This window comes from Bacteroides cellulosilyticus DSM 14838, from assembly GCF_000158035.1.
Taxonomy (GTDB): Bacteria; Bacteroidota; Bacteroidia; order Bacteroidales; family Bacteroidaceae; genus Bacteroides; species Bacteroides cellulosilyticus.
In genome coordinates this window covers 136,831-149,657 of the sequence record NZ_EQ973492.1, presented here as the reverse complement: position 1 = coordinate 149,657, position 12,827 = coordinate 136,831, and the positions used below count along the sequence as shown (strand labels likewise).

The window sequence follows — 12,827 nt, the reverse complement described above, 5'->3', positions numbered from 1 at the left end:
GTTTCATTGAAATGGAAACAATATGTCAAGGGCATTTGTTCGTATGAATTTCGAATAAAAATCGTACTTTTGCAAACATAACTCTATTTCAATGGAGAAACTTAAATTCAGTTTTATGAAAAAACTACATATCGGCTTACTGCCGCGTATCCTTATAGCCATCGCATTCGGTATTCTTTTTGGTAATTTTCTTCCCGGAGAATTGGTACGCCTGTTCGTTACATTCAACGGTATCTTCAGCGAATTTCTGAATTTCTCCATACCGCTGATTATTGTAGGACTGGTTACCGTAGCTATTGCCGACATCGGTAAAGGTGCCGGGAAACTGCTGTTGATTACCGCACTGATAGCTTACGGGGCAACCCTGTTTTCCGGTTTCCTCTCTTACTTTACAGGAGTAACTATATTTCCTCACCTGATAGAGTCCGGTGCCCCGCTGGAAGAGGTCAGCGAAGCGCAAGGGATATTGCCGTTTTTCTCAGTCGCCATTCCACCGCTCATGAATGTGATGACGGCACTGGTACTGGCTTTCACTTTAGGGCTGGGACTTGCCCAACTGAAAAACGATACACTGAAGAATGCAGCACGTGATTTTCAGGATATCATTGTCCGTATGATCAGTGCAGTGATCCTGCCGTTACTTCCTATTTATATATTCGGCATATTCCTTAATATGACACATTCGGGACAGGTATTCTCTATCTTAATGGTATTTATAAAGATTATCGGCGTAATCTTCCTGCTGCACATCTTCCTGCTGGTATTTCAATATTGTATCGCTGCGCTGTTTGTCCGCCGGAATCCTTTTAAATTGTTAGGGAAGATGCTGCCCGCCTATTTCACGGCTTTAGGTACACAGTCTTCTGCCGCCACTATCCCTGTTACCCTGGAACAGACAAAGAAGAACGGCGTATCCTCTGATATTGCAGGGTTTGTTATCCCTCTTTGCGCCACGATACATTTATCCGGCAGCACGCTGAAGATTGTAGCATGTGCTCTTGCTCTGATGATGATGCAAGGTATGCCTTTTGATTTCCCCTTGTTTGCCGGTTTCATTTTCATGCTGGGAATCACGATGGTAGCCGCTCCGGGAGTTCCCGGTGGTGCCATCATGGCATCCCTGGGTATCCTGCAATCCATGCTCGGTTTCGATGAATCGGCACAGGCACTGATGATCGCACTCTACATTGCAATGGATAGCTTCGGTACTGCCTGCAATGTAACGGGAGATGGGGCTATTGCACTGATAGTAGATAAGATATATAAGTGACAAGCCAATAAGTTTTGTATTCTCGTAAAAAATAACGAATTTTGCCCCCGCAAAAAATAATCAATAAAGAAGCCTACAATATGAAAACAGCTTTAATCTCCGGAATAACAGGTCAGGACGGTTCGTTTCTCGCCGAATTCTTATTACAGAAAGGATATGAAGTACACGGTATTCTCCGCCGTTCTTCTTCATTCAATACAGGGCGCATCGAACATCTGTACTTCGACGAATGGGTACGCGACATGAAGCAAAAGCGCACCATTAACCTGCATTACGGTGACATGACGGACAGCAGCTCGCTGATCCGCATCATCCAACAGGTACAGCCGGACGAAATATATAACCTCGCTGCACAAAGCCATGTAAAAGTATCTTTCGACGTACCGGAATACACCGCAGAGGCAGATGCCATCGGCACGCTGCGTATGCTGGAAGCTGTCCGCATCCTCGGCATGGAGAAAAAGACAAAGATTTACCAAGCCTCCACTTCGGAACTTTATGGTAAAGTACAGGAAGTCCCCCAATCGGAAACAACTCCTTTCTATCCCCGCAGCCCGTACGGAGTAGCCAAACAATACGGCTTCTGGATTACAAAGAATTACCGCGAAAGTTATGGTATGTTTGCCGTAAACGGTATCCTTTTCAATCACGAAAGCGAACGTAGAGGAGAAACATTCGTAACCCGTAAGATTACGCTGGCTGCCGCCCGCATAGCCCAAGGTTTCCAGGACAAACTGTATCTGGGTAATCTGGATGCACGTCGCGACTGGGGATATGCGAAAGATTATGTAGAATGTATGTGGCTGATTCTTCAGCACGATACACCGGAAGACTTCGTGATAGCCACAGGCGAAATGCATACCGTCCGCGAGTTTGCCACCCTTGCCTTCAAGGAAGTAGGCATCGAACTGCGCTGGGAAGGTGAAGGCGTAGAAGAAAAAGGTATCGATGTGCAAACTGGAAAAACGCTTGTAGAAATAGATCCTAAATATTTCCGCCCTGCCGAAGTGGAACAGCTGTTAGGTAATCCGACAAAGGCCAAAACTCTTTTAGGCTGGAACCCGAGACAAACCAGTTTTGAAGAATTGGTGAAAATCATGGCAGCACACGATATGAAGTTTGTGAAGAAGCTATATCTGAGATCACTTGAAAAATAATATATAAAATCAGAACTATAATGTTAGACAAGAACGCCAAAATCTACGTAGCCGGACACCGTGGTCTGGTAGGTTCCGCCATCTGGAAAAACCTGCAAGATAAAGGATATACCAATCTCATTGGCAAAACCCACAAAGAACTCGATTTGCTAGATGCCGTTTCCGTACGTAAATTCTTTGATGAAGAACAACCGGAATATGTATTCCTTGCCGCTGCTTTCGTCGGCGGCATCATGGCAAACAGCATTTACCGTGCCGACTTCATCTACAAAAACCTGCAAATACAGCAAAACGTCATCGGTGAAAGTTTTCGCCACAATGTGAAGAAACTCCTCTTCCTGGGAAGCACCTGCATCTATCCGCGTGATGCCGAACAACCCATGAAAGAAGAAGTGCTCCTCACCTCTCCGCTGGAATATACCAACGAACCGTACGCCATCGCCAAGATTGCCGGACTGAAAATGTGCGAGAGTTTCAACCTGCAATATGGCACGAATTACATCGCCGTAATGCCTACCAACCTCTATGGTCCGAATGACAACTTCGATCTGGAACGCAGCCATGTGCTCCCTGCCATGATTCGCAAGATACATCTGGCTCATTGCCTGAAGCAAGGCGACTGGGATGCAATATGCAAAGACCTGAACCAGCGTCCGGTAGAAGGCATCGACGGCAACAGCAGTAAGGAAGACATCCTTGCCATCCTTGCCAAATACGGTATCAGCAACAGCGAAGTGAAATTATGGGGTACAGGCACACCTCTTCGCGAATTCCTCTGGAGCGAAGAAATGGCAGATGCCAGCGTCTTCGTCATGGAGCATGTAGACTTCAAAGACACCTACAAACAAGGTGATAAAGATATTCGTAACTGCCATATTAATATAGGTACAGGCAAGGAAATCTCTATCCGCGAACTGGCCGAACTGATAGTTTCCACCGTAGGTTACCAAGGTCAGCTGACTTTCGACAGCACCAAACCGGACGGAACCATGCGCAAACTGACTGACCCCTCGAAACTGCACGCTCTGGGCTGGCATCACAAAGTGGAGATTGAAGAAGGCGTACAACGCATGTACAACTGGTACTTAGGGCGGTAATGCATTAAATTCACCACAGAGTTCCACAGAGTTTTATTAATTTGAACTCAAGGAAAATAAAACTCTGTGGAACTCTGTGTTACTCTGTGGTGAGATTCATCCGTCAAGCTAAATTGTACATCCCCTCCGCTTTTTTCAGTTAAAAATTTGCATTCTTTCTATAAAGCCTTATATTTGCACAAATTTCAACTAAATGTGCAATATATAATATCATGGAACAAAGTTTTATCGCCTATATTGAGAACAGCATTAAACAGAATTGGGACCTGGATGCCCTGACCGATTATAATGGGGCTACCCTGCAATACAAAGACGTAGCCCGCAAAATAGAGAAAGTACACTTAATCTTCGAAGCAAGCGGAATCAAGAAAGGAGATAAAATTGCCATCTGCGGACGTAACAGTTCACACTGGGGAGTTACTTTCCTCGCTACACTGACCTACGGAGCCGTTGCAGTTCCTATCCTGCACGAATTTAAAGCGGATAATATACATAACATCGTAAACCATTCCGAAGCCAAATTACTGTTTGTGGGCGACCAAGTATGGGAGAATCTGAACGAAGCCGCCATGACCATTCTGGAAGGCATCATCTTGATGACGGATTTCTCTATCCTAATATCCCGTACGGAAAAGTTGGATTATGCCCGCGAACACCTGAATGAGTTGTTCGGCAAGAAATACCCCAAGAATTTCCGTAAGGAACACATCGAATATCACAAGGACCAGCCTGAAGAACTGGCAGTAATCAACTATACTTCCGGTACGACGAGTTATTCCAAAGGCGTAATGCTACCCTATCGCAGTCTGTGGTCGAATACAGCATTTGCATTTGAGGTATTGCCACTGAAGGCCGGGGATAAGATTATCTCCATGCTACCGATGGCGCACATGTATGGCCTGGCATTCGAATTCCTGTACGAGTTCTCCGCAGGATGTCAGATATACTTTCTCACCCGTATGCCAAGCCCGAAGATTATCTTCCAGGCATTCTCAGAAGTGAAGCCGCACCTGGTGGTAGCCGTACCGCTTATTATAGAAAAGATTATCAAGAAGAACGTGCTTCCGAAACTGGAAACACCAACCATGAAACTATTGCTTAAAGTCCCCATCATCAACGACAAGATCAAGACAACCGTACGCGAAGGAGTAGTCAGTGCCTTCGGTGGACGTTTTGCGGAAGTTATTGTAGGGGGTGCCGCTTTCAACCAGGAAGTAGAACAGTTCCTTCGCATGATAGAATTCCCCTACACGGTAGGTTACGGAATGACAGAATGCGGGCCGATCATCTGTTACGAAGACTGGTCACGCTTCAAACCGGGTTCCTGCGGTAAGGCCGTCCCCCGTATGGAAGTGAAAATCCTTTCTCCTGATCCGGAAAACATAGCGGGAGAAATCGTATGCCGCGGACCTAACGTCATGCTGGGATACTATAAAAATGAAGAAGCCACCCGTGAGGCTATTGATGCAGACGGTTGGTTGCACACCGGTGACCTTGCGCTGATGGATGCCGAGGGCAATGTAACCATCAAGGGACGCAGCAAGAACATGTTGCTCGGTGCCAGCGGACAGAATATCTATCCCGAAGAAATAGAAGACAAGCTGAACAACCTGCCGTATGTTGCCGAAAGCATCATCGTACAGCAAAATGAAAAGCTTGTCGGACTGGTATATCCTGACTTTGACGATGCTTTTGCGCATGGTCTGACCACTACGGACATCGAACGTGTCATGGAAGAAAACCGCGTTGCGTTAAACGCAGAGCTTCCGGCATACAGCCAGATATTCAAAATGAAAATCTATCCCGAAGAATTTGAGAAAACGCCCAAACGCTCCATTAAACGGTTCTTATACCAAGAGGCGAAGGGATAAGAAAAAGAAACTAACCTTTATAAAGTATCATCTCAAATGAAAAACGAATTATTACTATCTGCTGCCATATTGCCCATGTGTGGTATGGCAGGAGAAGCGATTGCGGCATCTCCGGCAAAGGGAGCGCCGAAAGAAAAGCAACGTCCGAACATAGTTCTGTTTTTGGTTGACGACATGGGATGGCAGGATACTTCGCTGCCTTTCTGGACTCAACGAACGCATTACAACGACACTTACCACACGCCGAATATGGAACGCCTGGCAGCACAAGGGAAGATGTTCACACAAGCATACGCTTGTAGTATCAGCTCCCCCACCCGGGTCAGTCTTTTTACAGGGATGAATGCCGCGCGGCATCGTGTGACAAGTTGGACATTACGCAAAAATACAACGCATGAACAACCGGACTCTGTGATGATCTATCCGGAATGGAATGTGAATGGTATTTGTCAGGAACCGGGAATCGAACGCACTACACAAGTCACTACGCTTGCACAAGTGCTTAAAGAGAACGGATACCAGACCATTCATTGCGGTAAAGCCCACTTTGGAGCCAATGATACTCCCGGAGCTGATCCGCTGACGATGGGCTTTGAAGTAAACATAGCCGGACACGCTGCCGGTTCACCGGCCAGTTACTACGGCAAGAATAATTTCGGTAATAAGCCGGACGGGAAAAGTCCGTTGGCAGCAGTTCCGGGATTGGAAAAATATCATGGCACGGACACCTTCCTCAGCGAAGCACTTACACTGGAAGCGATGAAGGCTTTGGATAGCGCACAACAGAAAGATGAACCATTCTTCTTATATATGGCTCATTATGCCATTCATACGCCTATACAACCGGACTATCGCTTCTATCAGAAATATCTGGATAAAGGACTTCCACCCGTAGAGGCCGCCTATGCCACCCTCATTGAAGGGATGGATAAAAGTCTGGGAGATCTGATGGATTATCTGGAACGCAACCATCTGACAGAAAATACAGTCATTCTCTTTATGTCCGATAATGGCGGACTGGCTGCACATACCCGTGCCGGAGAACTGCATACACAGAATTACCCGCTTAACAGCGGAAAAGGTTCCGCTTACGAGGGCGGTGTACGCGAACCGATGATCGTGAGCTGGCCCGGTGTAGTAGCTCCGGACACGAAATGTGGAGATTATCTGATGATTGAAGATTTCTACCCGACTATTCTTGAGATAGCAGGCGTCCAGAAGTACACTACCGTGCAAAAACGGGATGGTATCAGTTTTATGCCGTTGTTGACAGGAAAGGGTAAAGTCAAGGATCGTGATATCTATTGGCACTATCCCCATAGTTGGGGACCTTCGGGCCCGGGTATTGGGGCTACCTGCTCCATCCGCTCCGGTGACTGGAAACTTGTATATTACTTTGCGGACGGTAAACGTGAACTGTTTAATATTCCGGAAGATATCAGCGAGAAAAACGACGTGGCTATAAAGAATCCGCGTATCGTAAAGAAATTAGCACAGAAATTAAGTAACTATCTCCGGTCGGTAGATGCACAGCGTCCTACGCTTCGTGCCACCGGCAAATTAGCCCCTTGGCCGGACGAAATTAAAGATTGAAACCAATGAGACGATTATTTCCATCCATTATTGCATTACTGATGGTTGCGGGTACACTCCCTGCACAGACCACTGACAGTCCGTCAACAACAAAGAAAGACAGAGAGCCTGTCGGCATCAACCTATCCTTGTGGAAGAACATGTCTACACAGCAAACTGATACTGTCGGCAGTACCTGCCTCAACCTCGGTCTTTTTTCCTCCATGAACCGCCTGAACGGCGTGGGTATCAATCTACTGGGTGGAGTGGTGTTGCGTGACATGAACGGTGTACAAATCACAGGACTTGCCAACTTAGTAGGAGGCAGTATGCGAGGCGTCCAGATTGCCGGTATCAGTAACGTGAATGGGAATAATCTCAGTGGCGTATCCATATCCGGTTTAGTCGGCATCACGGGAAATCATGCACAAGGTGTCATTTTCTCAGGGCTCACCAATATAACAGGAGACAACACCAGTGGTGTTATCATAGGTGGTCTGCTGAACATTAGCGGTGAAAACTCTTCGGGTGTGCACCTGGCAGGATTAGCCAATATTGCGGGTGAGAGTTTCAATGGCATCACCACTTCCGGGCTTCTGAATATTGTAGGCCAAAGTCTGCGAGGCATACAAATCAGCGGCTTGGGTAACATCACAGGAGAAGACATGCACGGTATGCAAATATCCGGACTCGGTAACGTGGTAGGCGGAAGTTTTACCGGTGCACAACTTGCCCCCATGAACATGGCAAAAAGCGGAAAAGGATTGCAAATTGGATTATTCAATTACTATAAGGAGAACTTCGATGGTTTCCAGTTAGGTCTGGTAAATGCCAATCCGGATACGAAAGTACAGCTAATGCTTTTCGGAGGAAACACTACAAAGCTGAATGTAGGTGCCCGTTTCAAGAACAAGTTGTTCTATACCATCTTAGGCGGTGGTACACATTATCTGGATTTCAGCGATAAGTTTTCCGCCTCCCTCTTCTATCGTGCCGGTCTCGAATTACCTTTGTACAAGCAGTTGTTCATCAGCGGTGACCTAGGCTTCCAACACATCGAAAACTTCAAGAATAAAGATTACGGTTTCCCTGCACGCCTCTATGCCCTCCAGGCACGCGTCAATCTGGAATATCGCATAACAGACCGCCTCGGTATATTTGTCACCGGTGGTTACGGCGGCAGCCGCTACTACAACAAGGGAGTTACTTACGATAAAGGAGTGATCCTGGAAGGAGGAGTGGTGCTGTTTAAATACTAAGTATTAACGTAAATTCGATATAAGAATTGGCGTATAACGGTATAGAAAGGAAGGAAACAAGTTGACGAGTTGACCAGGGGACAAGGGGCTGCGCAATGCTCCTATGCCGCATGGAACCTTGTCCCCTGGTCAACTCGTCCCCTTGTCAACTTTCCCTCATAACCCGAAATAATGAGTCATTTACGTTATTAGGTCTTAAACATTTGTCAATACATTATGTGTAGCAGTCAATACCTAATACTCAGTATTCAGTTCTTTTCCTTTATAAATCCCGTCCTATACGCTACCAACAACTTCTTCAGGTCCTGTATCTGCGTTACCAGTACTTTTCCCTTATCGGTATCTTTCACCATCATGCGTTGTGAATTGAACTCGACGACGAAAGTATTGGATTTGATATCCTGTCCCTCTTCTATTGCTTTCTGACGGCTTTGGAACGGTTCGTGCTGCACTAGCTGTAAGCCATGTGAATGATATACCAGCGTATATCCGGCAATTCCGGTTTCCGGCTGATATGCTTTAGAGAATCCACCGTCAATCACCAGCAGTTTACCGTCTGCTTTTATCGGCTTCTCACCTTTGATAATCTTCACAGGCACATGCCCGTTAATAATGTGTGAATGAGGACCTGTAACCTCAAATTCCGCAAGAATACGCTCGCAAATATCCGCACGGTTACGCAAAGTATAATAATATCCTTTGGTCTCCTTAGACAGTTCTTTATCTCCGATGAAATAGCGTTCAAACGTTGCCATCTTATCCTTGTCAAACGATGGAGCATTTGGGCCACACCACATATACCACACATAATCCAGCGCAAAACTCTTCTCCTCCGTACCGTCTTCATCAAAATAAGCTGTACGTATCAGCTGATCCGTTTTACACAATAATTTCTTACCCCAATATTCTTTCTTTCCGATGCGGACACGCTTGAAACTACCATCTTCATTCAGAGGCATCGAAGCATGATACAACAGGTTACTATTACAAATCAGATACATACCACCATACGTAAATAAACAGCGCATGTGCTTCTTCAGCTTTTCACTGTTCATGAACGAAGCATGAATCTTATCAATCAACTCCCGTTCCTCATCTGACAGGCGATACGGATCAGCCGGATCAATCGTCGGGAAGTTGGTATCACGAAGCGGATATTCCTTTCCTTCGTACACAAAAACGCCTTTCTCGAAATCAATCTTTTCCAGCAACTTTCGGTTCTGCATGCCAAACTCAGGACGACGATCTATAATCTCCGCTTCCAGTTTGAACTGTATCACCGTAATGGCTTTATGCATCTGGGTAATCAACCGCAAAGTCTTCTCGTTATAGTTACCATCTGCGAAGTTCATCTTCGGTGCAAAGATTGTACAGGGATCATCCGCATAGGTATCCATGGCAAACGTGGCAAGCGGCAGCAAGTTGATGCCATACCCGTCTTCCAATGTCGCCAGATTAGCGTAACGCATCGACATACGGATCACATTGGCAATACAGGCGTCATTACCCGACGCTGCTCCCATCCAAAGAATGTCATGGTTTCCCCACTGGATATCAAAGTTATGATAATCGCAGAGTGTATCCATAATGATATGCGCTCCCGGACCACGGTCGTAGATATCTCCTACGATGTGCAGGGAATCAATCGTCAGCCGCTGGATAAGATTACACATCGCGATGATGAAATCATCTGAACGCTTGGTAGAGATGATAGTGCTGATAATCACATTGATATAGGCATGCTTATTAGGCTCTACACTCGACTCATGCAGCAATTCCTGAATGATATACGAAAATTCTGCCGGAAGTGCCTTGCGTACCTTTGAGCGTGTATATTTGGAAGATACATTCTGGCAAACTTTCACCAGCTGGTTCAATGTTATCAGATACCAGTCGTCCAGGTCAGCCTCCTGTTCTTTAATCAGTTGCAACTTCTCTTCGGGATAGTAAATCAGCGTACATATCTCTTTCTTCTCACTTTCACGCAGGGTATGCCCGAAGATTTCATTCACTTTTCGCTTCACGGCTCCCGAAGCGTTCTTCAACACATGCTGAAAGGCTTCATATTCACCATGAATATCGGTCAGGAAGTGTTCTGTCCCCTTCGGGAGGTTCAGTATAGCTTCCAAATTGATTATTTCTGTACTGGCATCCGCAATTGTAGGGAAACTGCGTGACAGCAACTGCAAATAACGCAAGTCGCTCATGATGCTTTCAGGGGTAATATTACTCATGATATCTAATTACAAATTACAATTTACAAATTATATATGGGCTTGTGTCTTCATTCCAAACCTCAACTCTACGTTTCTAATCCTCAACTCTACGTTCCCAATCCTCAACTCTACATTCCCAACTCTTCACTATCAACTTAAAAAGAACATCAACAGCACTTGTGCAATAATCACACGCAGGAACATGCACAAAGGATAAACCGTAGCATAAGAAACTGAAGGATTATCACCGGGAATGGTATCATTCACATAATTCAATGCCATCGGATTCGCCATACTTCCACACAACATACCGGCTACCGAACCGAAGTCCACCTTCATCCAACGAAAAGCAATAACTCCCATAATCAATACAGGAACTACCGTCAGCGCACAGCCCACAGCTATCCACAGCAATCCTTCGGGACGAAAGACTGTATCGAAGAAATGAGCGCCCGCGTCCAGGCCCAGACAAGCCAGATAAAGCGACAAACCCAGTGCACGAAGCATCAGGTTCGCACTGCGTGTAGTATACGTAACCATGTGCATTCTGGGGCCGAAAGTACCGATAAGGATACCTACGATAATCGGTCCGCCTGCCAATCCCAGCTTCACCGGAGTGCTTACACCCGGAATAGCAATAGGGATAGCACCCAGGGCAAGTCCCAGGATAATACCAACAAATACAGCCACGAGATTAGGTTCTTTCAGGCTCTTCACTGCATTTCCCAGTACTCTTTCCACATTCTGTATAGCAGCGGCCTCACCTACTACCGTCAACCGGTCGCCCAATTGCAAGGTAAGCTCTGCCGTAGCCAGCAGCAATACTCCGCTACGATATACACGGCTGATATTGATTCCATAATGATTGCGCAGATGAAGCGAACCCAATTTCTTTCCGTTCAGTTCCGGACGTGTCACCACAATGCGCTGTGAAATCAGCTGGCTGTCGATGGCATTCCAATCAATGTCTTCCTTGTTCCAGTCCGTATTTTCCTGCTCACCAAACAGTACGGTTAGTGCAGGCACATTCTTTTCCGAGGTGATGACCAGCAGGCGGTCGCCTTCTTTTATCACTTTCTCAGAAGTGGGAATGCTCACATTCCCATCCCGCCACAAACGGGATATGACGAATTTAGGATAACTCAATTGAGCTATATCCTTCACACTCATATTAAAAATTGCCGGATTGTGGACCTGAAATGCAACGATATACGGTTTGTTCGCATCGTCTTTCTCTTTAATCTCCAAATCTTCCTTACGAACCAACGCCTTGCGTATCATCAGAATACCAAGAATTACTCCCACTACGCCCAACGGATATGCCACCGCACATCCCAAAGCCGGCGTATTTGCTTCGATACCCATCTGTTTCAGAGTTTGCTGTGCAGCACCCAGCGCAGGTGTGTTAGTAGTAGCACCACAAAGAATTCCCACCATATCCGGCAGCGATATTCCCAGTCCGTAACTTCCTAAGAGTGTCATCACCGTACCAATCAGCACTACCCCCACAGCCAGCATATTCAGTTGTACGCCGCCCGTACGGAACGAACTGAAGAAACCGGGGCCAACCTGTAAGCCTAACGCATACACAAAGATTACCAACCCGAAACTCTCCGCATAGTTCAGCATTTGCGAGTCGATAGACAACCCGAAATGTCCGGCAATGATACCTGCAAAAAACACAAACGTCACGCCTAACGATATGCCGCAGATGTGTATTTTTCCCAGTCCCAAGCCGATAGCGGAGATCAACGAGAGTACCACAACCGCCTGTAGAGCGGAATGTTCAACGAATAAACTGTATAACCAATCCAATGTGTTTACGCTTTTAATTGATTTCGGAGTGCAAAGATAGGAAGTATTCCCGGAGAATGAGAATTAATTGCATAAAAAAAGCGGTCATCATTATTTGATAACCGCCTTATACCTTGTACACCCTCAGGGACTCGAACCCTGGACCCATTGATTAAGAGTCAATTGCTCTACCAGCTGAGCTAAGAGTGCATTATGCTTTTTTTTACCGTAGTGGATACGAGAATCGAACTCGTATTACATGCGTGAGAGGCATGTGTCCTAACCGTTAGACGAATCCACCGGCTGTTTGCGGAAGCGGGGGGATTCGAACCCCCGGTACAGTTACCCGTACGTCAGTTTAGCAAACTGGTGGTTTCAGCCACTCACCCACACTTCCTTAAACCTGCATTGTTTCTCAAATGCGGTGCAAATGTATGGGAAACTTTTGGACTATGCAAATCTTTCCATCATATTTTTTTCTGACTTTTTTCAATAAAAGATGTAATCTGTTAAAAGTCAAAAGCAAAGCATAGAAAAAAAAGATGAAAGAGTGAAAGAGTTTGTGTTCAAATTGAAAGTTCCATTTATTTC

Annotated in this window: 8 protein-coding genes and 3 tRNA genes; 6 read left to right on the top strand and 5 right to left on the bottom strand. The window is 45.9% G+C overall.

Going from position 1 to position 12,827, the window contains the following annotated elements; translation table 11 throughout:
• Positions 1-115 precede the first annotated feature (115 nt).
• From BACCELL_RS18630 to BACCELL_RS18605, 6 genes are all read left to right on the top strand, one after another.
• The gene (locus BACCELL_RS18630) at positions 116-1,270 is read left to right on the top strand and encodes a dicarboxylate/amino acid:cation symporter (RefSeq protein ID WP_029328277.1); all 1,155 of its coding nucleotides are present in this window, start codon (positions 116-118) and stop codon (positions 1,268-1,270) included.
• 80 nt (positions 1,271-1,350) lie between these two features.
• Positions 1,351-2,427 (top strand): GDP-mannose 4,6-dehydratase, encoded by a 1,077-nt coding sequence (gene gmd / locus BACCELL_RS18625; RefSeq protein ID WP_007213539.1) that lies wholly within the window; start codon positions 1,351-1,353, stop codon positions 2,425-2,427.
• Positions 2,428-2,447: 20 nt separating this feature from the next.
• A complete protein-coding gene (locus BACCELL_RS18620) occupies positions 2,448-3,524 on the top strand; it encodes a GDP-L-fucose synthase family protein (RefSeq protein ID WP_007213538.1) in 1,077 nt (358 codons plus the stop codon).
• Positions 3,525-3,736: 212 nt separating this feature from the next.
• Complete coding sequence (locus tag BACCELL_RS18615) at positions 3,737-5,395, top strand: long-chain fatty acid--CoA ligase (RefSeq protein WP_007213537.1); 1,659 nt, start codon at positions 3,737-3,739, stop codon at positions 5,393-5,395.
• A 36-nt stretch (positions 5,396-5,431) separates the two neighbouring features.
• Positions 5,432-6,988: a sulfatase gene (locus tag BACCELL_RS18610; RefSeq protein WP_007213536.1), complete on the top strand. Its 1,557-nt coding sequence runs from the start codon at positions 5,432-5,434 to the stop codon at positions 6,986-6,988.
• Positions 6,989-6,993: 5 nt separating this feature from the next.
• A complete protein-coding gene (locus BACCELL_RS18605) occupies positions 6,994-8,226 on the top strand; it encodes an LA_2272 family surface repeat-containing protein (RefSeq protein WP_044154120.1) in 1,233 nt (410 codons plus the stop codon).
• A gap of 248 nt (positions 8,227-8,474) precedes the next feature.
• On the opposite strand, the gene BACCELL_RS18600 is transcribed toward BACCELL_RS18605, so the two are convergent.
• The 5 genes from BACCELL_RS18600 to BACCELL_RS18580 form a co-directional block, all read right to left on the bottom strand.
• The gene (locus BACCELL_RS18600; protein ID WP_007213534.1) at positions 8,475-10,460 is read right to left on the bottom strand and encodes a fructose-bisphosphatase class III; all 1,986 of its coding nucleotides are present in this window, start codon (positions 10,458-10,460) and stop codon (positions 8,475-8,477) included.
• Between the two features lie 132 nt (positions 10,461-10,592).
• Complete coding sequence (locus BACCELL_RS18595; protein WP_007213533.1) at positions 10,593-12,257, bottom strand: putative transporter; 1,665 nt, start codon at positions 12,255-12,257, stop codon at positions 10,593-10,595.
• Positions 12,258-12,373: 116 nt separating this feature from the next.
• A tRNA-Lys gene (locus tag BACCELL_RS18590) sits at positions 12,374-12,446 on the bottom strand.
• Between the two features lie 19 nt (positions 12,447-12,465).
• Positions 12,466-12,537: transfer RNA gene (locus BACCELL_RS18585), tRNA-Glu, on the bottom strand.
• Between the two features lie 9 nt (positions 12,538-12,546).
• Positions 12,547-12,633: transfer RNA gene (locus BACCELL_RS18580), tRNA-Ser, on the bottom strand.
• Positions 12,634-12,827: the final 194 nt, after the last annotated feature.